This is a genomic window from Pseudomonas sp. TH32, from assembly GCF_016650855.1.
GTDB lineage: Bacteria > Pseudomonadota > Gammaproteobacteria > Pseudomonadales > Pseudomonadaceae > Aquipseudomonas.
This window is the reverse complement of the sequence record NZ_JAEKFA010000002.1, coordinates 2943354-2966051: the sequence shown is the minus strand read 5'-3', so window position 1 is coordinate 2966051 and position 22698 is coordinate 2943354. Positions and strand designations below refer to the sequence as shown.

Sequence of the window (22698 nt, the reverse complement as noted above, 5' to 3'; positions counted from 1 at the left end):
ACATGCCTCTTGAAGAATGGAAGCGACCTTTTTTTAGCGAAAAAATGCCAGTTTGTGCATTACGCGGATGTTGGTTGAGTTTTTGTCTCGTGGATGAGTCAGGCGATGGTAAAGCCTATGGAGGTCTTGCATACGAGGTTTTCGACAGTGCAGGCCAGCAATACAAGGGGCGTTTGAACGGCGACGGATTTGCAAAGCTGGAGAATCAATACCGCGGTCCTACGGTGCTGATCTTCGAAGCAGCCTATGGAAGGCGCGACGATTATTACTCTACGTTACAGAGACGCAGCCGTTATCCATTACCCATCACCGAACTTCAAGTTCGAGCGGAACAAACGCGCTTTGTCCGGGCTGATGGTGAGCGTACCGAGCGAAACCCCGCTCAGCAAAAGGCCGGCAGGTTTTACCAAGTCGAAGTGCGTGATTTGGTCAGGCATGCAGCTCACTTACCACCCTTGGCGCCCAGGATATTTCGTCCCCAGCGACATGCGCTAAAGATGATGGCTGATCTTGGATTTGGGCCGTCCCAGTCGACCTTGGCAGGAGTTGTGTTGTTTCCCAATCAACATACCGTGCTGGAGATACGGCCGTTGCGAGCGCTACGGCCGGTGTTGTCTATCGACGACCAGTTCTGTGCCTTGAATCTGTATCAGTTGGCCTTGATGGCTACCTTGAGTTACTGCGACTTTGGACAGGAGCCACGCACACAGCCAGTAGATCAGGTCTGCTTCCCCTTGGGTCCCAGTGTGGGGCGCTTCTTTTCCGAAGAACTTTCGGGTTACCAAGAGGCTTGGAAAGTTGACGCTGAGCAAGTGCAACGCTTTTATCCACTGTACGAAGACGTGCCCTATTCGAAACGGTTTGAGGTTTTGCCCTTTGATCCGGAATTGTATGAACAGAATCGCCCGGCACAGGGGGAGGCTCAGGAACACCCGGCGCGTCTGCATTTTTTCGATGATCAGAAGCACGGCACTGATACTCAGGCATTTATCAGCCATCACGATGAGGTGATTCTGATTTCCGTGCGGGGCACGGCTGGTGGCGCTGATGCACTGCGGGATGCAAACGCGCACCAGGTAGCTTTTAGTGATGGTTTTGGCAAGGCTCATGAAGGGTTCTATAAGGCTTATAGAGCTATGCGTGATTTTGTTCTGTTTTACCTCGATCAGTTTTATGTGGGGCAGCGCGTCTTAATCTGTGGACACAGCCTGGGCGGAGCCATAGCACTGCTATTGGCTGAAGGACTGCGGCGAGCTCCCGATCGTGACTACAACATCCTTCTCTACACCTACGGCGCCCCCCGAGCGGGCGACTCCGAATTCACCGACGGGGCCTCGGCTCTGGTGCATCACCGCATAGTCAACCACAACGACCCTGTCCCGAGTGTCCCTGCACCCTGGATGAACACCACCGCCAAAATCTGGATACCTGGCGCCGTGGTGCTGTTCAGCAACCCTGCACCCGGGGGCCTGCTGTTTGCCCTGGGCCTGGTACGCCTGACCGGCAACCCTTACCAGCACCACGGTGCACAGCAGCACTTCATGCCGATCCTGCTACCGGACGGTACACAGTCCTCCGTCTTGTGGACCCCCGGCTGTGAATCCATTGAGGACGCGGCTTGCAAGCGCGCATTGCGGCTCAATGGCGATATGCCGGATCGCGCCAACCTGATCAAACAGCTTGTTCAGAATGGTCATCACTCCATGGTCGTCGGCTACATCCCCGCTGCTTGGGCCACGTTGCGCCGTTGGCAGCAAACCCTCGAGACCCATGGCACCCTCGTGACTTCCCGTGAATTTGAACTGATCGACAAAGCCCTGTTCACCATGCAGCACCAGTTGCGGGAACAACGAAAAAAACTGGATCTGCACCGTCCAGCCAACCAGCGTGGCTACGAACACCACGAGCCCTTGAGTCAGGAAGTCGATCGGCTGAAAGATAGTCGCGACCGTTTGGAAACCCTCCGCTGGCGCCGCCTCCAGGCCCGCGACGTCTACGGCAGCCACACCTCATCCCCAACCCTGCAAACCAGCCTGAAACGCTGGTTCACCCACCCGAAAAACCGCGAACTCAACCAAGTGGCGAGTATCCCGCCACCACCGGATGACGGCTGGGGAAAGCCGCAGACCCTCGATATCGACTCAATCACATGAGCCTACAAAAACTCCACCTGCGCAGGCCGGCGCTTCATCAGTACCTTGCCTCCCCGAACCGAATACAACGGCAATCCCTGGCTGCGAATCACTTCATAGTCACTGTCCGCCGACAGGATCAACAGGTTCGCCGGACGTCCCGGTTCCAGGCCGTAACGATCCCCCAGGGCCATGGCCTTGGCGCTGTTGTCGGTGACCAGGTCCAGTGCGCTTTGCAGGTTGCGATAGCCAAGCATGTGGCAGATATGCAACCCGGCTTCCAGCACCCGCAGGATGTTGCCGTTACCCAGGGGGTACCAAGGGTCGACGATGGAGTCCTGGCCGAAGCACACGTTCATGCCGGCCTCCAGCAGTTCGTTCACTCGGGTCACGCCCCGGCGTTTCGGAAAGGTGTCGAAGCGGCCCTGCAAGTGAATGCTTTCGGTGGGGCAGGAGACAAAGCTGATGCCCGAATGCCCCAGCAGGCGGAAGAGTTTGGCGCAGTAGGCATTGTCGTAAGAGCCCATGGCCGTGGTGTGGCTGGCGGTCACGCGGGCACCCATGTCGCGGCTGCGGGCTTCTTCGGCCAGCACTTCGAGAAAGCGCGAATGGGGGTCGTCGGTTTCGTCGCAGTGCACGTCCACCAGGCAACCGGTGCGCTCGGCCAGGTCCATCAGGAATTTCACCGAACTCACCCCTTGGTCGCGGGTGTATTCAAAGTGCGGGATACCGCCGATCACGTCGGCGCCCAAGCGGATGGCTTCTTCCATCAGCTCGCGTCCATTGCGGTAGGACTCGATGCCTTCCTGGGGAAACGCTACGATTTGCAGGTCGATCAGGTGGGTGCTTTCCTCGCGTACTTCGAGCATGGCCTTGAGCGCGGTGAGGTCCGGGTCGGTGACGTCGACGTGGGTGCGCACGTGCTGGATGCCATGGGCCGCCAGGGTCTGGATGGTTTTCCTGGCGCGGGTCTTGGTGTCTTCCAGGGTGATGGTGGCTTTGCGTTCGCCCCAGCATTCGATGCCTTCAAACAGTGTGCCGCTCATGTTCCAGCGCGGTTCGCCGGCAGTCAGGGTGGCGTCGAGGTGAATGTGTGGTTCGACGAAGGGCGGCACCACCAGGTTGCCGGCGGCATCCAGATCGTCGGGCCCCGCTACGGGGGCGGTGGCTTGTGGGGTGATGCTGGCGATCCGGCCGTGTTCCAGGTGCAGATCATGCAGGCCTTCACGGTTGCGCAGGCGGGCGTTGATGATGTGCATGGGCAAGTTCCTCTTGGCAAAAAACAATCAGGCAGACAGCCGCCAGATCATCAGCGCGATGCCGATGTCCAGGCGATCATAAGAATTATCCAGCGTCAGCCCGCACAGGGCTTCGATGCGCTGGACGCGGTGCGTCAGGGTGTTGCGGTGAACCGCCAGCCGCTGGGCGGCGGCCACAAGGTTACCATTCTCGTGGAACCAGGCCTCCAGGGTTGGCATCAGGCTTGGGCCATGGTGCTGGTCGTGGCGCAACAGCGGCCCGAGGCGTTCGTTGAGAAACTGGTCGAGCAGCGCGCGATCACGTACGCCGCTGAGCAACTTGAGCACGCCCAGCTCATCGTAGACACACAGCCCGGCACGCTCACTGAACCGCCGCGCAGCCGCCAGTGCCTGGCGCGCTTCGTCCACAGCCTGGGCCAGGCGAGCGGGCGGGTGCGCGGCGGCACTCAGGCCGACAAACAGTTTCAACGGTGCCAGGCGCAGGTTCAGCGCTTTCAACCAGCCCGCCAACAACTGGCGGTTGGCCAATGCCGCACTCGCGTCCATCGCGGGCATCAGCATTGTCCACTGCCCGGCACGCCCCAGCACGGGCAAACGCGACGGATGCTGTGCAGAAAACTGGCGCAAGCGACGGGTAATCCCATCGTGTTGACGCGCAAGCTGCGCCTCGACCACCGGCGCTTCACCTTGGGCAAACAATGCATCGCTGCCGTCCAACTGCAGTTGGACAAGCTGCCACTGCCCGGCCAACGGCATGCCCAGCTGTGCGGCACGGTGCAGCAGCAAATCCAGGGATTGATAATCACCGGCCAGCAGGCGTTCCAATACATCATGCCGCGAACGCCCCAGCTGTTGCGACTGGATCAACGCCGAGCCGATAGCCTGGGTCACCAGCACCATCTTCAGCGAGTACGGCTGCTCGATCAGCGGCATACCCGCCTCTTGCGCGGCTTCCAGCAAACGCTGGGGAATTGCCTGGATATAGTCCGGCCCCGTGAGGATCACCAGGCCGGCGACCTGGCGCTGACAGGCTTCGTCCAGCAACACCAGCAGGTTGGCCTCATCCCGTGGGTGATTGATGCCGGTGACGAACACCAGTTCGCCGCCCAGCACCCATTCGGCGATGCCGCTGTTTTCTGCGACATAGGGCCATCGCACCGCATTTTCGAGGCCGGCTTCCCCGGCCCGCAGGCACATCGACTCCAGCCCGGGCAGGGCCAGCACATCGGCGATGGTCAGGCTCATGCCTGGGCATCAGCCAAAGGAGCCCGCACCCGCAGGACGCTGGTCAGCACGATGTAGGTCAGTGATGCAGCCACAATCCCCACCAACGGCGCCACCCACGGGGAGTGAAAGGCCAGCACCGTGCCCACGGCGTAGGCGATCAGCCCAGGCCAGTTGAATGCCGGCAGGCGCGTCTCGGCCAGGCGCGGGTAGTGGCCGCGATAGCGATAGAAGAAGTCTGCCATGATCACCCCGCCAATCGGCGGAATCACCGTGCCCAGCAGGATCAGGTAGGGCACGAGCATGTCGTACATGCCCAGCAATGCCAGCAGCGTACCGATCACCGCGCCGGCCAGGGTCACCGTTTTGCGGCGTTTGGTGCGCAGCAGGTTGCAGCCGGCGACGGCGAAGTTATAGATGGTGTTGTCCTGGGTGCTCCAGATGTTCAGGAGCAGCATGGCCATGGCGGCCATGGCAAAACCTTGCAGCAGCAACACTTCGACTACGTCCGGTTGCTGGTAGACGATGGCGCCGTAGGCCCCGATCAGTACCATCAGGCCGTTGCCGATAAAGAAGCCGATCAGGCTGGCCAGCACCGCGACCTTGGCCGAGCGCGAGAACCGTGTCCAATTGGTGGCCTGGGTCGCGCCGCTGACGAAGGTACCGAACACCAGCGTGATGGCGGTGGACAGATCCAACTCACCGGTCGGCACCACCGCCAGCAGCCCATTGAGGCCGCCGACCTTGACGGTGGCCACCCACATCGACAGAAACAGCAAAATGCCCATGGCCGGCACGGCGATGTAGGACAGAATCTCCAACCCGCGATACCCCACGTAGGCCGTCGCGCAGAACACCATGCCGAACAGCACCATCAACCCCAGGACGCTGCCTTGGCTCAACTCGAAGTACTTGCCCAGCACCACCGCTGCGGTGGCCGTGCCCCAGGCGTACCAGCCGATCTGGGTGAAGCCGAGGATCAAGTCGCTCAGCTTGCTGCCCACTTCGCCAAAGCAGAAGCGCCCCATGAGTACTGAATTCAAACCGCTCTTGAACGCGATGTAACCCAGCCCTGCGGCGTAGATACCCAACAACAGGTTACCCAGGGCCACGACGCCGAGCATTTGGGTGAAGCTGAAGGCCACTCCCAATTTGCCGCCGGCGAACATGGTGGCGGTAAAAAAGGTAAAGCCCAACAGCACCATGGCGGTTGAGGCCAGGCCTTTGCGGGCATGCATGGGCACCTCGCTGAGAGGGTAGTCATTGCCCGGTTCGTTCTGCGTCATGTGCCTTTCTCCCTGAATGAGTGACGCAGGCCTATTGCACCCGTCGTGCCAACTGCCAGGCAGTGACGGGCGCACGGTCAGCACTGTGCAGGTTGCACAGTATTTATAGCCAAACAGGGAGAACGCGCAGGCGGGATTGGTCTTTCTGCCCAATCAGGCGCGAAAGCGGTGCAGGGGTGATACAAATTGGATCACCCGTTATTCAATCGAAGAGGGTGTAGGGGGTCTCGCCGCGATGAAACGCAAAGGCGGCCTCAAGGTCGCTTTCAATGGTGCGGCCACGGGAGAGCGGCGGCAGGTCATCGAGCCTGAAGAAGCCGACTTCCGTGGTTTCGAAACCGGCTGCCGGCGCCACTTGATCAACCCGCTCGCACAGAAAATAGAGTTTGTAGAAGTCCCGGATATCGGGCCGGTACAAGCCCTTGGCCTTGTGGGTGACGCTGTACAGCGCCCGAGCGGTGACCGTCAGCCCGGCCTCTTCGCGGATTTCCTTGATGATGTTTTCAGCCGCCGACAGACCAATGTCCGCATAGCCCCCGGGCAACGCCCAGCAACCATCCGTCAACTCACGCACCAACAGGATCCGGTCACCCTCAATCACCGCACCCCGTACATCAATCATCGGCGTCGAATAGCGCTTGGCAAAGTCCGGCACCAGCCCGGTGATGCGCTCCAGCGGCACTTCGCCCAACTGCGCCAGCATGCTGTGGGCGATCTGGGCGATTTCCTCAAGGCGCTCGCGCTCGAAGTCATCGGTGCAGAAGTGCAGCCCCGTGGAGGCCAATGCTTGCAGGCGCTTGGCCTGGGCCAGCCAGGTGTTTTCCATGGGAGCTCCTTCAGCGAGAGGCAGTGAGGTCTTTTTGCATGTAAACCCGACGCAGGCCGTTTTCCTCGGCGCGGTGGGTTTCCACATACCCTTTGCGGGTGTACAGCACGATGTTTTCAGTCATCGCTTCGTTGGTATAGAGGCGGATGGAACCTTGCCTGGCCTGGCGTTCCGTGAACTCCAGCAATAGGCGCCCGTAACCCAGACCCTGGGCGCCGGGGTCGACGGCGAGGTTATCCAGCAGCAGGTACTCGTCGTTATGGATCAGTACGACAAAGCCGTGCACCTGGCCCGCATTTTCCAGTACGTGCACCCGTGCAGCAGCGACCTGTTGGCGATAATCATCCAGCATCGGCCCAGGCTTGCGCCCGATGCGTTCGATATAAGGGGAGTAGGCGGCGTGGACGATGGCCTCGATGGCGGTGATATCGTCAACGGTGGCGGGGCGGATAATGGGTGGCATCGCTGTGGGCCTCCAGAAATCACTTGTGGCGAGGGGACAAGCCCCTCACCACAGTGGTTTTTCTACATCACCGGCTCATTCGCCGCGATAAATGCAGCCACTGGTGCAGGTCTCATGGATGCGAATCGCGCTGAGTTCCGGCAACAACGGTTTCAATTCATTCCAGATCCACTTGGCCAGCACTTCGCTGGTCGGGTTCTCAAGGCCCGGGATGTCGTTGAGGTAGTTGTGGTCGAGGCGTTCGTAGAGCGGCTTGAAAATCGCCTTGATCTCCGAGAAGTCACGGATCCAGCCGGTATGCGGGTCGAGGTCGCCGCTGAGGTGGATCGCCACCTTGAACGAATGGCCATGCAGGCGCCCGCACTTGTGGCCTTCGGGCACGTGGGGCAGGCGGTGGGCGGATTCGAATGTAAATTCCTTGAAGATTTCCACAGTATTTTTCAGCTCGGTCAGGTGTCTGGCAGGCGGCGAGTTTAACAGCTTGATCCCTTGCCGCGCATACCGCTTGATCAGAGAGCCAGCAGGCGTTCGCCCAATTGCCCGTTATCCGCCAGCTGCAGGAATTCATCCCCCAGCCGCTGGCTTTCGCTCATTGCGGTTTGCCAGTACTTGTTGCGGCCCGGGTCATCGCCCATGAAGCGCTTGAAGTCACTGCGGTCTGGCAGTTTGCCGTGGGGCAGGCGGGCCAGGTATTCCTTCGACGGCGCCAGCAGCAGTACATCCTGCAGGCCCTGTTGATTGGCACGGCGCCACGGCAAGCCTTTGTCGAACCAGCCGGGGATGACCCGGTCGGTGAAGTGCGGGTACAGCACGATGTCATCGCCGTGATAGGGCAGGTCGAGGTGGTAGTCCAGCAGGCCGCCGTCGCGGTAAGTGCCTGCACCGGCGCCCGGCAGGTCACGCACGCCTTGCATCACCATGGGGATCGAGCCGGACGCCAGCAGCGCCTGGCGCAGGTTGCCCAGTTCCAGATTGAGGAAGCGCGAGGGGAAATCCTTGAGGGTATGCAGCGGTGGCGCCTGGCGTGGGTCGTGGACGATCAGCCGTTCGAAGTGCCGGGACAATCGCGCGCGGCCCCGCAGGTTGTCGGCGATCACCGAGGACAGTCCCAAACCAAGACGGCCGCGATGATCGTCGGCGAGCAGGCCGTGGCTTTTGACCACCATGATGTTCAGCCGATAGTTCGGGTTGTCGAGCACGCGGGCATCGCGGCCGGCCAGCAGGTCATCGAGCATGCGCACGCAGCTCTGGCTGACTTCGGCCATCGTCACGCCTTTGGCGAAAGTTTGTTCGTTGTACCGCCGGCCCAGGTCGAGCAGGCCTTGCACCGGGTCGGGCAGGCAGGCACTGGCAAACCGCCAGGAGCCGATCGAGGCGCCGATCAGTGCGCGTTCCCGGGGCGCGCGGGGCAGCCAGTCACCGAACAGCGCCAGGTCCAGGCCCTGGATGCCCAGGGCTTTTGGACCCCCCGCGGCGCCGGGCAGGATGCCCACGTCCGCAGGCGCAAGCCCCTGTTCGCGAATGCGTGCGAAAGCGCGTTTACCGGCCTTGAGGGTCAAGGCGGGGAACTTCATATGGATAGCAGTCATACCGGTCTCATCGACAGCGAGCAGGGCAGTATAGAAAATCCTGCCCGGTTGCAGGCAACGGTCTCGCAGAGAATTGCCATGGTGGCAATTCAGTTTCAGTTAAGTTGGATCCAGTACGGTGAGCCCCGTAGGCAAAATATCCTGAAACGGAGACTCACCATGAAAACCCTCACAGCCTTGATCGCCAGCAGTATCATCGCCCTCACCGCAGGCGTCGCCCAGGCTCGCGACCTGGGGCCGGACGAGGCACTGAAGTTGCGTGACGCTGGTACCATTGTGTCTTTCGAGAAGCTCAATGCCATCGCACTGGCCAAACATCCCGGCGCCACCGTGCATGAAACCGAGCTTGAAGAGGAATACGGCAAGTACCTGTATCAGGTTGAACTGCGCGACGCCCAGGGCGTTGAGTGGGACCTGGAATTGGACGCTGTCACCGGGGCCGTCCTCAAGGATCATCAGGATACGTAATGAAGGTAAATCTACGCACCAGCGTTCAAGTGGCGCTGGTGCTCCTGGCATTTTGCTCAAGCCTGGCCGCTCGGGACCTGGGCCAGGACGAAGCGTTGCGCCTGCGCCAGAAGGGCGTGATCGCGCCGCTCGAGCACCTGCTGGGGCCCGCATTCGAGCGTTACCCGGGCGCCAAGTTGCTCGACGCCGAGCTTGAAGAGCACAAGGATCGTCCTGTGCGCTATATCTATGAAATCGAACTGTTGACGGTGGAAGGCGTGGTGCGCGAGATCGAACTCGACGCCAACACCGGCCAGTTGCTCAAAGACAAGGAAGACGACTGATGCGCCTGCTCCTGGTGGAAGACCACGTACCCCTGGCCGATGAGCTGATGGCCGGGCTCAATCGCCAGGGCTATGCCGTGGACTGGCTGGCGGACGGGCGCGATGCGGTGTATCAGGGGCGCAGCGAACCCTACGACCTGATCATTCTCGACCTCGGCCTGCCGGGGTTGCCGGGGCTTGAGGTGTTGACGCAATGGCGTGCCGCTGGCCTGGCCACGCCGGTGCTGATCCTCACGGCCCGCGACTCCTGGGCCGAGCGCATCGAAGGGCTCAAGGCCGGGGCCGACGATTACCTGAGCAAACCGTTTCATCCCGAAGAGCTGCACCTGCGTATCCAGGCCTTGCTGCGCCGTTCCCATGGCCAGGCCAATCAGCCCACCTTGCAGGCCGCCGGCTTGCACCTGGATGAAGGGCGCCAGTGCGTGATGCGTGACGGCGAGGAGATCCAGCTGACCGCCGCCGAGTTTCGGTTGTTGCGTTACTTCATGCTGCACCCCGAGCAAATCCTTTCAAAAAGCCACTTGGCCGAACACTTGTACGACGGCGAGACCGAGCGTGATTCCAATGTGCTGGAAGTCCACGTCAATCACCTGCGCCGCAAGTTGGGCCGCAGTGTGATCGAGACCCGGCGCGGCCAGGGTTACCGGTTTGGCGCCAGCCCGGCATGAGGTCGATCCAGCGGCGCCTGAGCCTGGGATTGATCAGCGTGATGGTGATCGTCGGCCTGGTGTTGGCGCAGACCAGTTTGTGGCTGTTTGAAGTGGGCCTGCAACGGTACCTGGAATCCGGCTTGCGCAACGACAGCGAGAACCTGCTGGTGGCGCTGGTGCGCGGGCCTACAGGTGTTCAACTGGATGAGCAGCGGCTGTCACCGGCCTATCAGCGGCCGTTTTCCGGGCACTATTTCCGGATCGATTTTGGCGACACTCACTGGCGTTCGCGCTCGTTATGGGACCAGGAACTGCCGCAACTGCCCCAGGCCGGGCTCAAGGGCAACCTGCAATTGGGCCCGGAAGGCCAGCAACTGCTGGTGTTGCGTTCCGACTACAAGCGCTTCGGCCAATCGATTTCCATCAGCGTGGCCCAGGACTACACCCCGGTCAGGGAAAGCTTTCGCCTCATGCGTCAGATTGGCCTGGTGCTCGGGCTGGCAGCGCTGTTGCTGATCCTGATTCTGCAACGGGTCACCGTGCGCCGCGCGTTACGCCCGCTGGAGACCGCGCGCAACCAGATCGCCCAACTGCAACAAGGCCAGCGCTCGCAGCTGGACACCCAGGTACCGGTGGAACTGGAACCGCTGGTGGCGCAGATCAACCATTTGCTGGCCCACACCGAAGACAGCCTCAAACGCTCACGCAACGCCCTGGGCAACCTCGGCCATGCCTTGAAAACCCCGTTGGCGGTATTGCTGAGTGTGGCGTCCAGCGAGCAGCTCAAGGACCATCCACAGCTCAGCAAGCTGCTGCGCGAACAGTTGGAGCAGGTGCAGCAACGACTTAACCGCGAACTCAATCGTGCCCGTTTGGCCGGCGAGACGCTGCCCGGTGCCTTGTTTGACTGCGATGGAGAATTGCCGGGGTTGCTGGCGACCTTGAACATGATCCATGGCGAGCATCTGGATTTGAGTTACCGCGCACGCCCAGGCTTGCAGTTGCCGTGGGACCGCGAGGACTTGCTGGAACTGTTGGGCAACCTGCTGGACAACGCCTGCAAATGGGCGGATGCCGAGATTGTGTTGAGCATCAGCGAAACCCCGGAAGGCTTTCGGTTGGCCGTGGAGGATGACGGGCCGGGGATTCCCGAAAGCCAGCGTGACCAGGTTTTCAGCCGTGGCACCCGGCTGGATGAGCAGACTGATGGCCACGGCCTGGGGCTGGGGATCGTGCGGGACATTGTCGACGTGTGGGGCGGGGTGCTGCTGTTGCAGGAAAGCGAGCTGGGCGGGCTGAAGGTAGTAATCGATCTGCCACGCCGCCACTAAACGGGAGGTGAAGGAACGGGTTCCTTCACCTACGGCGTATCATCAAACCCTGAACTGATCCATCAGGCCCTGCTGCTGGTTCGCCAGGCTGTTCAACGCCTGACTGACCCGTGCCGACTCATTCGCCTGCTCGGACAACGACTCCGTCACATCCCGGATCGTCGCCACGTTGTTGTTGATCTCCTCGGCCACCGCGCTTTGCTCTTCGGCGGCGCTGGCGATCTGCAGGTTCATGTCGCTGATCACCGTCACCGCATCGCCGATCTGGCGCAGAGCGGTCACCGCCTGGCCCACCTGTTCGACGCTGCCCTGGGCCTGTCGGTGGCTGTTGCTCATGGAACCGACCACGTCCTGGGTGCCGCTTTGCAATTGCTCGATCACCAGGCGGGTTTCCTCCACCGACTCCTGGGTACGCCGTGCCAGGTTGCGCACTTCGTCGGCGACCACCGCAAAACCGCGACCGGCCTCACCGGCGCGGGCGGCTTCGATGGCGGCGTTCAACGCCAGCAGGTTGGTCTGCTCGGCAATCGCACGAATCACTTCCAGCACCGATCCGATCTTCTCGCTATTGGCCGCCAACCCTTCAACCTGGGTCATCGCGGTGCTCATATCGGCCGCCAGATGACCGATGCTGGTGGTGGTGCGGTCGATCACGGTCAAGCCTTCGCGGGTGGCCTGATCGGCATCGCGGGCGGCTTGGGCCGCTTGGGCTGCGCTGCGGGCGACGTCCTGGGCGGTGGCGCTCATTTCGTGGGAGGCGGTGGCGACCTGGTCGACCTGGCGGTATTGCTGCTCCATGCCGGCGCTGGTTTCGGTGGCAATGGCGGCCGACTGGTCGGCGGTGCCACGGGCGTCCTGCACCGAGCGTTTGACCTGGGCAATGATCGGTTGCAGCTTGTCGAGGAAACGGTTGAACCAGCCTGCCAACTCGCCGAGTTCGTCGTGCTTGTCGTAGGCCAGCCGACGGGTCAGGTCGCCTTCGCCGCTGGCAATGTCTTCCAGCATGCGCGCTACGCCGAGGATCGGACGCGTCACGCTGCGAGCCATCAGCCACACCAGCAACAGGCCGACGATCGCGGCCAACAGGCCCAGGCTCAGTTCCAGCAGGGTGCCCTTGGCGTTGTCGGCGTCCAGTTTGACCTTCAGGGCTTCGGCCGGCGCGACCAGGACTTTTTCCGGCACATCCAGCAGAACGCCCCACGGTTTGCCGTCAGGGATTGGCTGGAACGGTGCCAGCACCTTGAGTTGATGGTCGGTGCGCACACTGCGGGTCTGGGTGCTGGTCGCCAGCGAGCTGATCAACTGTGCGCCGTTGGCCGTGTCGACGGTGTCCAGGCGCTGGCTGAGTTTGCCGGCGTCCGGGCTGTAGCCGGCCAGCAGGCCCACCGGGCTGATGATGCTGACGCTGGTCTGGCCGTCGTAGAGTTTCTGGCTGGCGCCCTGGCTGACCGCCTGCAGGCTGTTGAGGTTGATGTCTACCGACAGCGACGCGATGACTTTTCCGTTGACCATCAGCGGGAACACGATGCTGGTCATCAGCACCTTTTGCCCGTCGATGACATAGAAGTACGGCTCGATCACGCAGGGTTTGAGGGTGGTGCGCGGGCACGTGAACCAAGCGTTGGCTTTTTCGCCGCTGGGTCCGATGCTGGTGTCGGACATGTCGCTTTCGGGCAGTGACATTGAGGTCAGTTTGCCTGCGGTCGGCTGGGACCAGTACAGCGCAAAGCGGCCCTTGTCGTTGCTGCCCAGCTCTGGCTGGTTGGCGAACAACTCGTCCTTGCCATCCAGTGCGTTGGCTTCGAACACCAGGGACAGGCCCAGCAGGTCCGGGTTGGCTTGCAGCGCGGCTTTGACCTGGCGAGTCAGGTCTTCGCGCAGGTCGAAGGCATCCAGGAAGCGTTTCTCGGCCTGTTCGCGCAGGAACAGCACCTGCCGGGAAAAGCCGTGGCCGTATTGATAGGCGTCCATGAACTGCTGGCGAATCCCCAAGGCCTGGACTTCACCCTGGGCTTCGATGCGGGCCTGGGCGGCTTCGTCGAGCATTTCCATGCTGGAGGCCTTCACCAGATCGGAACTCTGCGCCATGCGGTACAGCGACAGACCCACCAGCAAGGTCACGATGCCCAACAGGCAGAGACCGGCCAGCAGGGTGATTTTCCATTGAATGGACAGCTGTCTGAGCGACATGGAGCCTTCCTTAACCTTTCGATACGACAGAGACGATCTGCCTGTATCGGCCGGTCAGGATTTTTCTTTATTCAAACGTTCAATTTAAAGCTGTTTGTGGGGTGAGGGGCTTTGACATGCTTGCCTGCCTGCTGCAAAGTGCGCGCCCTCTAATAAAACTCCTTTAAAACCTGATGTGCGGCAGCTGTCCCCGACAGCAGCCCGGGCAGGTGCGTGCTTTTTTTATGTTTTCTGTCTTGAGGTAACGATGATTAATGCAGTAATCGCCGCGGTCGGCACCATGCTGGTGCTCAGCCTGTCCCGCGTGCATGTGGTGATCGCGATCATTGTCGGTGCACTGGTGGGTGGCCTGACCGGCGGCCTGGGCATCGATGCAACGCTCAAGGCGTTCAACAGTGGCCTGGGTGGCGGTGCGACGGTGGCGCTGTCTTACGCGCTGCTCGGCGCTTTCGCGGTGGCGATTGCCAAGTCCGGCCTGGCTCACGCGTTGGCAGACAAAGCCTTGCTGCTGGTCGACCGTCAGGAAGCCACGGGCGGCAGCCACGTCAAATGGCTGTTGATCGGCTTGCTCTGGGTGGTGGCCATCGCCTCGCAGAACATCTTGCCAATCCACATCGCGTTTATCCCGCTGCTGGTACCGCCGCTTTTATACGTGCTGACCAAGCTGCAGCTGGACCGTCGGCTGATCGCCTGCGTCATGACCTTCGGCCTGATCACGCCCTACATGTTTCTGCCGGTGGGCTTCGGCAACATCTTCCTGAATCAGATCCTGCTGGCCAACGTGGCCAAGAGCGGCGTCGACATCAGTCAGGTCAATGTCACCCATGCCATGGGGCTTCCGGCGCTGGGCATGGTGGTCGGCTTGCTGGTGGCGGTGTTTATCAGCTACCGCAAGAAGCGCGTGTACGACCTGGAGAAGATCGAGCGGGTCGAGCAGGTGGCCGTGCAATACAACCCGCTGACCCTGCTGGTGGCCGGCCTGGCGATTGCGGCGGCGTTCATTATCCAGCTGTGGCTGGACTCGATGATCATCGGCGCCCTGGCCGGGTTCCTGATCTTTTCGGTGTCGGGCATTGTGCGCTGGCGCGACACCGATGACCTGTTCACCGAAGGCATGAAGATGATGGCGATGATCGGCTTCATCATGATCGCCTCGTCGGGCTTTGCCGAAGTGCTCAAGGCCACCGGCGAAGTGCAGACCCTCGTGCAAGCCTCGGCGGCGTTTATCGGCCACAGCCGGGGTGTGGGGGCGTTGCTGATGCTGCTGGTGGGGTTGCTGGTGACCATGGGCATCGGCTCGTCGTTTTCCACGGTGCCGATCCTGGCGGCGATCTTTGTACCGCTGTGCGTGCAGTTGGGCTTCAGCCCGCTGGCCATCGTGTGCATCGTCGGCACGGCCGGTGCACTGGGCGATGCCGGCTCGCCCGCGTCGGACTCGACCCTGGGGCCGACCTCGGGTTTGAACATCGACGGCCAGCATCACCATATCTGGGACACCGTGGTCCCGACCTTCCTGCACTACAACATTCCGCTGCTGGCGTTTGGCTGGTTTGCCGCGATGACGCTCTGAGGGATTGTCCTACAGATTTATTGTAACTAGCCGTTAACCTCTTAAGGTGTCCCTTAAGAGAGAAGAGCCATGCGTCTGAGTCTAAAGGCCAAAGTACTGTCCCTTGCTGTCCTGCCCGTGTTGTTGTTTGCCGTGATCATCAGCCTGACCACGGTGTGGATCCTTCAGGAGCAGGCCCGCAAGGAGGTCGAAGAAACCCGCCAGAACCTGCTCAACGACGCCAAGACCACCTTGCGTGGCTACGTCGAGGTGGCACTGACCACCATCAAGCCGCTGTATGACGCGGCCGCTCAAGGCGATACGACGGCGCGGGCGCAGGTGGTCAAGCTGCTGTCCAACACCAGCTATGGCAAGGACGGTTATTTCTTCGGCTACGACTCCGAGACCATTCGCCTGTTCAAGGGCAACAGCCCCGACGGCGTCGGCAAAAGCTTCAAGGACAACCGCGACCCGAATGGCGTCTACGTCAACCGCGACCTGGTGAAAGTCGGCAAGGATGGCACCCACTACTTGCAATACAGCTCGACGCAGCCCGGCCAGACCGAGCTGGTGCCCAAGCTTGGCTACACCGAATACCTGCCCAAGTGGGACATGGTGATCGGTACCTCGGTGAACCTGGACGGCATTGACGCCCAGGTCGCCGAGGTTCAGGCCAAGGTGGAGAAACGCATGGAAGGCGTGGTGCTGAGCATCATCGGGATCGCCGTGGTAGTGCTGTTGGTGATCGCCGCCGTGGGCATGCTGGTGGCCAACACCATCCTGCGGCCGTTGCACCTGATGAAGATCAACCTCGACGACATCGCCGCCGGTGAAGGCGACCTGACCCGCCGCCTGGCCATCACCAGTCAGGACGAACTGGGGGAACTGGCCGGCTCGTTCAACCGCTTTGTCGACAAGATCCACGGCCTGGTGCGCCAGATCACCGAGATGACCTCCCAGCTTACCGGCCTGGTAAGCCAGGTCGCCGAGCAAGCCAGCCGCTCGGAGAAAGCCATGGAGCGCCAGCGTCACGAGACGGACCAGGTGGCCACCGCCATCAACGAAATGTCCTCCGCCGCCCATGAAGTGGCCCGCAGTGCCCAAGGCGCGGCGGTGGCGGCGCAACAGACCGACGCCGAAGGCCAGGCTGCGAAAAAGTCGTGGACGGCAGCATCGCGCAGATTCACGCGCTGGTGAACGACATCCGCAGCAGCGGCGTGTCCCTGGACAGCTTGCAGCAGGACGTTTCGTCGATTGTCAGCGTGCTCGGGGTGATCCGCTCGATTGCCGAGCAGACCAACTTACTGGCCCTCAACGCTGCCATTGAAGCCGCACGGGCAGGGGAGGCCGGTCGTGGGTTTGCCGTGGTCGCCGACGAAGTGCGGGCGCTGGCCAGCCGCACCCAGCAAAGCACCCAGGAAATCCAGGGCATGATCGACCGCCTGCAAAAAGGCACCGAAGCCGCCGTGGAATCCATGCGCCGCTCCAGCGACGCCGGAGACGGCACCTCGGCCCAGGCCAACGAAGCGGGCGCGTCCCTGGACACCATGGCGCAACTGATCGGCACCATTAACTCGATGAACGCTCAGATCGCCAGCGCCGCCGAAGAACAAACCGCCGTGGCCGAAGAGATCAACCGCAGCGTGCATCAGATTGCGGTGGCGGTGGACAGCGTGGCGGATGAAACCCAACAGGGCGCCCAGACCTCCCGCAGCCTGGCGGACCTGGGGCAGCGGTTGGGGCAGTTGGTGGGGCAGTTCAGGATTTGATTGCAGGCTTGAGCCGTCGGCAACGTCCTGTCGCCGACGGGCTTGGCTGGATTGATCGATCAGGTCAACAGCGCCAAACGTTCTACCGTCTCCGGAAACTGCGCCACCAGCCGAATCAAGGTTGCCGCCTGAGCATTGGGTGTGGCCCGGCCTTGCTCCCAATTTTCCAGGGTCCGGGTGTTGGTGCGCAGGTACATCGCAAATACCGAGCGCGACAGATTGAGTTGTTGGCGCACAGCGACTACTTCGTCGGCAGTGAGCGGTGCCAGCTTGCTCAACTGCACCTTGTGGCTGCGCAGCGTTACCTGGCCTTGTCGTTCATCTGCCAGCGCGTCGAAGCCTTCATCGCGAGCAAGCTTGCTCCTAAAGCGGAAAGCAAAACGGCGCCCTAAGGCGCCGTTTTGCTTGCTGCGTTTAACTAAGCGATCAACCCGCCATCACCGCATGCTGCACCAGGGTGAGCAACGGTTGTGGGTACACACCCAGGAAGAACGCCAGCAGGGCGATTGCCAGCAGCATCACGCCGCCCGCTTTCTGTTCCCAGTGCAACTCGGCGTCCACACGGCGCAGGTTTGGCTCGATCAGGTACAGGGTCACCATCACGCGCAGGTAGTAGAACACGCCGATGGCACTGCCCAGTACCAGCGAGGCCACCAACCACCATTCGTGGGCTTCAACACCCGTCGCCACGATGTAGAACTTGCCGATGAAGCCGGCGGTCAGCGGGATGCCGGCCAGGGACAACATCATCACGGTCAGTACGGCAGTCAGGTACGGACGGCGCCAGAACAGGCCGCGATACTCGTACAGAGCGTCCGCGTCACGGCCTTTGTAAGGCGAGGACATCAGGGTGATCACACCGAATGCACCGAGGCTGGTGATCACGTAGGTGACCAGGTACACGCCGATGGCTTCCATCGCCAGGCCCTTGCTTGCCACCAGGGCGATCAGCAGGTAACCGAAGTGCGCGATGGACGAATAACCCAGCAGACGCTTGAGGTTGTTCTGAGTCAGCGCCAGCAGGTTACCGAACAGGATCGACGCGATCGCGATGATGGTCAGCACGTTGCTGAGTACACCGGTGTTGGCCGCAGGGGAGATCTGGAACAGACGCACCATCACCGCAAACACGGCGACTTTCGACGCGGTAGCCAGGAACGCAGCCACCGGCGCCGGGGCGCCTTCGTACACGTCCGGGGTCCACAGGTGGAACGGCACCAGCGACAGCTTGAACGCCAGGCCGATCAGCATCATGGCCAGGCCCAGCTGGGCGATGGGCGCAGGGCTGCCGGAGGTCGCCAGGGCGTGACCGATACCGCTGAAGCTCAGGCTGCCGGCTTCTGCGTAGAGCAGGGCCATACCGAACAACAGGAACGCGGAACCGGCGGCCGACAGCACCATGTACTTGATGCCGGCTTCCAGGGAGCGCTTGTTGAAGAAGGCATACGCCACCAGGCCGTAGACCGGGATCGACAGCAGTTCCAGGCCGATGAACAAGCCGGCCAGGTGCTGTGCGCTGACCAGCACGATACCGCCGGCCGCAGCCAGCAGGATCAGCAGGTACAGCTCTTCGCGGTTGCCCGGGTAGCCGGTGCCGCCTTCGCCGAGGTAGGCGTGGGCGAGGGTGACGCAGGCCAGGGTGGCAACCAGGATCAACGCGATATACAGCAGCGCGAAGTCATCGACCATCATCAGCGGGGTCACGGCCAGTGGCGCGACCTTGAGTGCCGGGATAATCGACAGCAGGGCCAGGTTCAAACCAGCACAGGACAGCAGGAACGTTTGTGAGTGATTGCGGCGCCAGGCGATCGCCAGCATCACCACCACGATGGTGAGGCTGGTGATCAGCAGCGGCGCAAGCGCGATAAAGTGTTGGATCGTGAATTCCATAGCGCTCTTACCGGGCCGAAGCGAGTTGAGAGAAGGCGGTGCCGAACCACTGCTGCACGCCATGCATCGTTGCGGCAGAAGTATCCAGGAACGGTTGCGGGTACACGCCGATGAACACCAGCAGTACCGCAAGGCCGAGCACCATGATCAGTTCGCGAGCATCCATCCCTTGCAGGACGGTGTCGGACTTGGCCGGGCCGAAGTAGGCGCGGTGGATCATGATCAGCGAGTAGACCGAACCGAACACCAGGCCGGAGGTAGCGATTGCACTGATCCACGGGGTTTGCACGAAGGCACCCATCAGGATCAGGAACTCACCGATGAAGTTACCGGTACCCGGCAAGCCCAGGGAGGCAGCGGCGAAGAACAGGCTGATGGCCGGCAGGTAGGCGATACGCGACCACACGCCACCCATCTCGCGCATGTCACGGGTGTGCAGGCGCTCGTACAGTTGGCCACTGAGGATAAACAGTGCCGCGGCCGACACACCGTGAGCCAGCATCTGGATCACGGCGCCTTGCAGCGCCAGTTGGCTGCCGGAGTAGATGCCGATCAGTACGAAACCCATGTGGGAAACGGACGAGAAGGCAATCAGACGCTTGATGTCGGTTTGGGCGAAGGCCAGGAATGCACCGTAGAAGATCCCGATCAGACCGAGGGTCATGGCGATCGGCGCAAACTCGGCCGAGGCATTCGGGAACAGCGGCAGGGCGAAACGCAGCAGGCCGTAGGCCGCCGTCTTCAACAGGATGCCGGCGAGGTCTACGGAACCTGCGGTCGGCGCCTGGGCGTGAGCGTCAGGCAACCAGGAGTGGAACGGCACCACCGGCAGCTTCACCGCGAACGCGATGAAGAAGCCCAGCATCAGGATGTACTCGGTGGTCAGGGACATCTTGGTTTTCAACAGGTCGGCGTAGTTGAACGTGATCACGCCCGTGCTGTTGAAGTTGACCAGTACCAGGCCCAGGATCGCCACCAACATGATCAGGCCGGAAGCCTGGGTGAAGATGAAGAACTTGGTCGCCGCGTAGATCCGGGTTTTCTTGCCGTCCGAAGAACTGTGACCCCAGAGCGCGATGAGGAAGTACATCGGCACCAGCATCATTTCCCAGAAGAAGAAGAACATGAACAGGTCGAGGGCGAGGAACACGCCGACAACGCCGCCCAGGATCCACATCAGGTTCAGGTGGAAGAAGCCCACGTGACGCTGGATCTCTTTCCAGGAGCAGAGTACCGAGAGGATACCCAGCAGGCCGGTCAGCAGGATCATCAACAGCGACAGGCCGTCGAGGGCCAGGTGCACGTTGATGCCGAAGCGCTGGATCCACACGTGCTTGAATTCAAGCGCGAAGGTGGGATCGACACCCGGTGCCGGAGCAAATGAATAGTCGCCATGGGCCCACAGCCAGAGGCCGAGCGCGAGTTCCAGGGACATGGTCAGCAACGCAATCCAGCGGGGGAGGGTGGCGCCGAAGCGTTCACCCATCCAGCAGAGCAGGCCGCCGATAAAGGGGATCAGGATTAGCCAGGGCAGAATCATGACGGGCTCGTTTCCTTTCGCAAGTTCGCAAAGTTCGCAATGTGCATAGTCAGACCGCGACCACGATGATGGCGCCGATTACCAGGACGGCACCGGCCGCCATGGAAGCTGCATACCAACGCAATTGGCCGGTCTCGCTGCGGCTCAGGGCGGTGTGACCGGCCTTGGCGGCACGCGGGATCAAACCGATGGTCTGGTCGAGCGGGTCTTTGCGCAGTACGTGGCTGATCGCAAGGTAAGGCTTGACGAACAGTTTGTCGTAGATCCAGTCGAAGCCCCAGGCAGCGAACCACCAGGCCGAAAGGAAGCGGCCAATGCCACTGTTGGCGATGGCGGTGACGAAGCGGCGCTTGCCGAGGAACAGCAGGGCCGCCAGCAGGATACCGGCGATGGCGATGGCACCCGAGGCGATTTCCAGGCTGTGCTTGGCGGCGCCGCCGGCATGGCCAGCGCTCTCCGGCAGTACACCGGCCAGAGGCGGGGTGATCATGGCGCCGACGAAGGTCGACAGGATGATCAGCACCGACAGTGGCAGCCAGTGGGAAATGCCGTGGCCTGCGTGGGCTTCAGTCTTGGCTTCACCGTGGAACGTGATGAAGATCAGGCGGAAGGTGTACAGCGAGGTCATGAACGCACCCACCAGGCCGGCGTACAGCAGGCCGTGGTTACCGCTGGCAAAGGCTTCCCAGAGGATTTCGTCTTTCGAGTAGAAACCTGCGGTCACCAGTGGCAAGGCCGACAAGGCCGCGCCGCCGACGATGAAGCTGGCATAGGCCAACGGCAGTTTCTTCCACAGGCCGCCCATCTTGAAGATGTTCTGCTCGTGGTGGCAGGCAACGATCACCGCACCGGAAGCAAGGAACAGCAGGGCCTTGAAGAAGGCGTGGGTCATCAGGTGGAAGATCGCGCCGTCCCAGGCACCCACGCCCAGGGCCAGGAACATGTAGCCGATCTGGCTCATGGTCGAGTAGGCGAGGATACGCTTGATGTCGGTCTGAACCAGGGCAGCAAAACCGGCCAGTACCAGGGTCACGCCACCCACCAGGCCAACCAGATGCAGAATCTCCGGCGCCAGGGTGAACAGGCCGTGGGTACGGGCAATCAGGTAGACACCGGCGGTCACCATGGTTGCGGCGTGGATCAGTGCCGAAACCGGGGTAGGGCCGGCCATCGCATCCGCCAGCCAGGTTTGCAGCGGCAGTTGTGCGGATTTACCCACAGCGCCACCCAGCAGCATCAGGGTCGCCAGGGTGATCCAGAAGTCGCCGACCTGGAATTTCTGCGGTGCCAGCACCAGCAGTTCCTGGATGTTCAACGTGCCCACTTGCTGGAACAGGATGAACAGGCCGATGGCCATGAACACGTCGCCGATCCGGGTCACGATAAAGGCTTTGAGTGCGGCGTTACCGTTGTTGCGGTTGCTGTAGTAGAAACCGATCAACAGGTACGAGCACAGGCCCACGCCTTCCCAGCCGAAGTACAGGAACAACAGGTTATCGCCCAGCACCAGGAACAGCATGCTGGCGATAAACAGGTTGGTGTAGGCGAAGAAGCGCGAGTAACCCGCTTCACCGCGCATGTACCAGGACGCGAACAGGTGGATCAGGAAGCCTACACCGACGACCACGCCGAGCATGGTGATCGAAAGGCCGTCGACGTAGAGGGCGAAGTTGGGCTTGAAGCCCTCCACCGACATCCACTGCCACAACACCAGGGTGTAGTGGCCGCCTTCCGGCGGTGCGACGTTGAATTGCCAGATGACGTAGGCGGCGACAATCGCCGACAGGCCAATGGACCCCACACCGACCAGGGCCGAGAGGTTTTCCGACCAGCGTCCACGGGAGAACGACAGCAGCAGGAAACCGATCAGGGGAAATACGAAAGTCAGAAAGATCATGTTCATCCGCGCATCTCACTGGCAGCGTCGATATCAAGCGTGTGGAAGCGACGATACAGTTGCAGCAGGATCGCCAGGCCAATACTGGCCTCGGCGGCTGCCAGGCTGATCACCAGGATGAACATCACTTGTCCATCCGGCTGGCCCCAACGGCTACCGGCCACGATGAACGCGAGTGCCGCGGCGTTCATCATGATTTCCAGGCTCATCAACACGAACAGAATGTTGCGGCGAACCATCAGGCCGACCAGGCCAAGGCAGAACAGGATGCCGGCAACCGCCAGACCATGCTCCAAAGGGATAGCAGGCATC

At 61.5% G+C, this 22698-nt stretch carries 21 protein-coding genes; 8 read left to right on the top strand and 13 right to left on the bottom strand.

Annotation, left to right across the window (positions count from 1 at the left end; translation table 11 throughout):
• Positions 1 to 2: 2 nt before the first annotated feature.
• Positions 3 to 2153 (top strand): lipase family protein, encoded by a 2151-nt coding sequence (locus tag JFV30_RS17355; protein ID WP_201124722.1) that lies wholly within the window; start codon positions 3 to 5, stop codon positions 2151 to 2153.
• Positions 2154 to 2155: 2 nt separating this feature from the next.
• Here the strand turns inward: JFV30_RS17355 and codA are convergent, their stop codons facing one another.
• The 7 genes from codA to JFV30_RS17320 form a co-directional block, all read right to left on the bottom strand.
• Positions 2156 to 3391: a cytosine deaminase gene (gene codA, locus JFV30_RS17350; protein ID WP_201124721.1), complete on the bottom strand. Its 1236-nt coding sequence runs from the start codon at positions 3389 to 3391 to the stop codon at positions 2156 to 2158.
• Positions 3392 to 3418: 27 nt separating this feature from the next.
• Positions 3419 to 4636 (bottom strand): PucR family transcriptional regulator, encoded by a 1218-nt coding sequence (locus JFV30_RS17345; protein WP_010172802.1) that lies wholly within the window; start codon positions 4634 to 4636, stop codon positions 3419 to 3421.
• Positions 4633 to 5901: a cytosine permease gene (gene codB / locus JFV30_RS17340; RefSeq protein ID WP_201124720.1), complete on the bottom strand. Its 1269-nt coding sequence runs from the start codon at positions 5899 to 5901 to the stop codon at positions 4633 to 4635. Before codB ends, JFV30_RS17345 begins: the two co-directional genes overlap by 4 nt.
• 202 nt (positions 5902 to 6103) lie before the next feature.
• Positions 6104 to 6727 (bottom strand): NUDIX hydrolase, encoded by a 624-nt coding sequence (locus JFV30_RS17335; protein ID WP_201124719.1) that lies wholly within the window; start codon positions 6725 to 6727, stop codon positions 6104 to 6106.
• Between the two features lie 10 nt (positions 6728 to 6737).
• Positions 6738 to 7190: a GNAT family N-acetyltransferase gene (locus JFV30_RS17330; protein WP_201124718.1), complete on the bottom strand. Its 453-nt coding sequence runs from the start codon at positions 7188 to 7190 to the stop codon at positions 6738 to 6740.
• A 75-nt stretch (positions 7191 to 7265) separates the two neighbouring features.
• Positions 7266 to 7622, bottom strand: coding sequence for a 6-carboxytetrahydropterin synthase QueD (gene queD, locus JFV30_RS17325; protein WP_003190259.1), 357 nt, complete (start codon positions 7620 to 7622; stop codon positions 7266 to 7268).
• A 77-nt stretch (positions 7623 to 7699) separates the two neighbouring features.
• The gene (locus tag JFV30_RS17320) at positions 7700 to 8779 is read right to left on the bottom strand and encodes a patatin-like phospholipase family protein (RefSeq protein WP_201124717.1); all 1080 of its coding nucleotides are present in this window, start codon (positions 8777 to 8779) and stop codon (positions 7700 to 7702) included.
• 159 nt (positions 8780 to 8938) lie between these two features.
• Between JFV30_RS17320 and JFV30_RS17315 the strand changes: the two genes are divergently transcribed.
• Genes JFV30_RS17315 through JFV30_RS17300 form a run of 4 tightly spaced genes read left to right on the top strand, consistent with a single transcriptional unit; the run spans position 8939 to position 11551 of the window.
• Positions 8939 to 9247, top strand: a complete 309-nt coding sequence (locus JFV30_RS17315) for a PepSY domain-containing protein (RefSeq protein ID WP_008432789.1) — start codon at positions 8939 to 8941, stop codon at positions 9245 to 9247.
• Positions 9247 to 9570, top strand: a complete 324-nt coding sequence (locus tag JFV30_RS17310) for a PepSY domain-containing protein (RefSeq protein ID WP_010172783.1) — start codon at positions 9247 to 9249, stop codon at positions 9568 to 9570. Before JFV30_RS17315 ends, JFV30_RS17310 begins: the two co-directional genes overlap by 1 nt.
• Positions 9570 to 10238 (top strand): response regulator transcription factor, encoded by a 669-nt coding sequence (locus JFV30_RS17305; protein WP_017476155.1) that lies wholly within the window; start codon positions 9570 to 9572, stop codon positions 10236 to 10238. Before JFV30_RS17310 ends, JFV30_RS17305 begins: the two co-directional genes overlap by 1 nt.
• Positions 10235 to 11551, top strand: coding sequence for a sensor histidine kinase (locus JFV30_RS17300; protein WP_201124716.1), 1317 nt, complete (start codon positions 10235 to 10237; stop codon positions 11549 to 11551). The genes JFV30_RS17305 and JFV30_RS17300 overlap by 4 nt, the downstream gene beginning before the upstream one ends.
• 42 nt (positions 11552 to 11593) lie before the next feature.
• On the opposite strand, the gene JFV30_RS17295 is transcribed toward JFV30_RS17300, so the two are convergent.
• Positions 11594 to 13741 (bottom strand): methyl-accepting chemotaxis protein, encoded by a 2148-nt coding sequence (locus JFV30_RS17295; protein ID WP_201124715.1) that lies wholly within the window; start codon positions 13739 to 13741, stop codon positions 11594 to 11596.
• Positions 13742 to 13991: 250 nt separating this feature from the next.
• Between JFV30_RS17295 and JFV30_RS17290 the strand changes: the two genes are divergently transcribed.
• The 3 genes from JFV30_RS17290 to JFV30_RS33680 all read left to right on the top strand — a co-directional run bounded on the left by JFV30_RS17290 (position 13992) and on the right by JFV30_RS33680 (position 17059).
• Positions 13992 to 15311, top strand: coding sequence for a Na+/H+ antiporter family protein (locus JFV30_RS17290; protein ID WP_169389406.1), 1320 nt, complete (start codon positions 13992 to 13994; stop codon positions 15309 to 15311).
• A gap of 69 nt (positions 15312 to 15380) precedes the next feature.
• Positions 15381 to 16487, top strand: a complete 1107-nt coding sequence (locus JFV30_RS17285) for a cache domain-containing protein (protein ID WP_446739860.1) — start codon at positions 15381 to 15383, stop codon at positions 16485 to 16487.
• On the top strand, positions 16451 to 17059 hold the full coding sequence (locus JFV30_RS33680; RefSeq protein WP_446739859.1) for a methyl-accepting chemotaxis protein: 609 nt from the start codon (positions 16451 to 16453) through the stop codon (positions 17057 to 17059). Before JFV30_RS17285 ends, JFV30_RS33680 begins: the two co-directional genes overlap by 37 nt.
• Before the next feature lie 59 nt (positions 17060 to 17118).
• Here JFV30_RS33680 and JFV30_RS17280 read toward each other — a convergent pair whose 3' ends face one another.
• From JFV30_RS17280 to nuoK, 5 genes are all read right to left on the bottom strand, one after another.
• Positions 17119 to 17388 carry a helix-turn-helix domain-containing protein gene (locus tag JFV30_RS17280; protein ID WP_201126213.1) on the bottom strand — a complete coding sequence of 90 codons (270 nt, stop codon included), beginning with the start codon at positions 17386 to 17388 and terminating at the stop codon, positions 17119 to 17121.
• 97 nt (positions 17389 to 17485) lie between these two features.
• Positions 17486 to 18949 carry an NADH-quinone oxidoreductase subunit NuoN gene (gene nuoN / locus JFV30_RS17275; protein WP_010172761.1) on the bottom strand — a complete coding sequence of 488 codons (1464 nt, stop codon included), beginning with the start codon at positions 18947 to 18949 and terminating at the stop codon, positions 17486 to 17488.
• 7 nt (positions 18950 to 18956) lie between these two features.
• Complete coding sequence (gene nuoM / locus JFV30_RS17270) at positions 18957 to 20489, bottom strand: NADH-quinone oxidoreductase subunit M (protein WP_010172759.1); 1533 nt, start codon at positions 20487 to 20489, stop codon at positions 18957 to 18959.
• A gap of 49 nt (positions 20490 to 20538) precedes the next feature.
• Positions 20539 to 22392, bottom strand: a complete 1854-nt coding sequence (nuoL, locus tag JFV30_RS17265; RefSeq protein WP_003219559.1) for an NADH-quinone oxidoreductase subunit L — start codon at positions 22390 to 22392, stop codon at positions 20539 to 20541.
• Entirely contained in the window at positions 22389 to 22697 is a 309-nt protein-coding gene (gene nuoK / locus JFV30_RS17260; protein ID WP_003219560.1) for an NADH-quinone oxidoreductase subunit NuoK, read from the bottom strand. The genes nuoL and nuoK overlap by 4 nt, the downstream gene beginning before the upstream one ends.
• Between the last annotated feature and the right edge of the window lies 1 nt (position 22698).

Coding starts and splice junctions, on each gene's coding strand:
- JFV30_RS17355 (WP_201124722.1), top strand. CDS start 3: ATGCCTCTTGAAGAATGGAAGCGACCTTTTTTTAGCGAAAAAATGCCA.
- codA (WP_201124721.1), bottom strand. CDS start 3,391: ATGCACATCATCAACGCCCGCCTGCGCAACCGTGAAGGCCTGCATGAT.
- JFV30_RS17345 (WP_010172802.1), bottom strand. CDS start 4,636: ATGAGCCTGACCATCGCCGATGTGCTGGCCCTGCCCGGGCTGGAGTCG.
- codB (WP_201124720.1), bottom strand. CDS start 5,901: ATGACGCAGAACGAACCGGGCAATGACTACCCTCTCAGCGAGGTGCCC.
- JFV30_RS17335 (WP_201124719.1), bottom strand. CDS start 6,727: ATGGAAAACACCTGGCTGGCCCAGGCCAAGCGCCTGCAAGCATTGGCC.
- JFV30_RS17330 (WP_201124718.1), bottom strand. CDS start 7,190: ATGCCACCCATTATCCGCCCCGCCACCGTTGACGATATCACCGCCATC.
- JFV30_RS17320 (WP_201124717.1), bottom strand. CDS start 8,779: ATGACTGCTATCCATATGAAGTTCCCCGCCTTGACCCTCAAGGCCGGT.
- JFV30_RS17315 (WP_008432789.1), top strand. CDS start 8,939: ATGAAAACCCTCACAGCCTTGATCGCCAGCAGTATCATCGCCCTCACC.
- JFV30_RS17310 (WP_010172783.1), top strand. CDS start 9,247: ATGAAGGTAAATCTACGCACCAGCGTTCAAGTGGCGCTGGTGCTCCTG.
- JFV30_RS17305 (WP_017476155.1), top strand. CDS start 9,570: ATGCGCCTGCTCCTGGTGGAAGACCACGTACCCCTGGCCGATGAGCTG.
- JFV30_RS17300 (WP_201124716.1), top strand. CDS start 10,235: ATGAGGTCGATCCAGCGGCGCCTGAGCCTGGGATTGATCAGCGTGATG.
- JFV30_RS17295 (WP_201124715.1), bottom strand. CDS start 13,741: ATGTCGCTCAGACAGCTGTCCATTCAATGGAAAATCACCCTGCTGGCC.
- JFV30_RS17285 (WP_446739860.1), top strand. CDS start 15,381: ATGCGTCTGAGTCTAAAGGCCAAAGTACTGTCCCTTGCTGTCCTGCCC.
- nuoN (WP_010172761.1), bottom strand. CDS start 18,949: ATGGAATTCACGATCCAACACTTTATCGCGCTTGCGCCGCTGCTGATC.
- nuoM (WP_010172759.1), bottom strand. CDS start 20,489: ATGATTCTGCCCTGGCTAATCCTGATCCCCTTTATCGGCGGCCTGCTC.
- nuoL (WP_003219559.1), bottom strand. CDS start 22,392: ATGAACATGATCTTTCTGACTTTCGTATTTCCCCTGATCGGTTTCCTG.
- nuoK (WP_003219560.1), bottom strand. CDS start 22,697: ATGCCTGCTATCCCTTTGGAGCATGGTCTGGCGGTTGCCGGCATCCTG.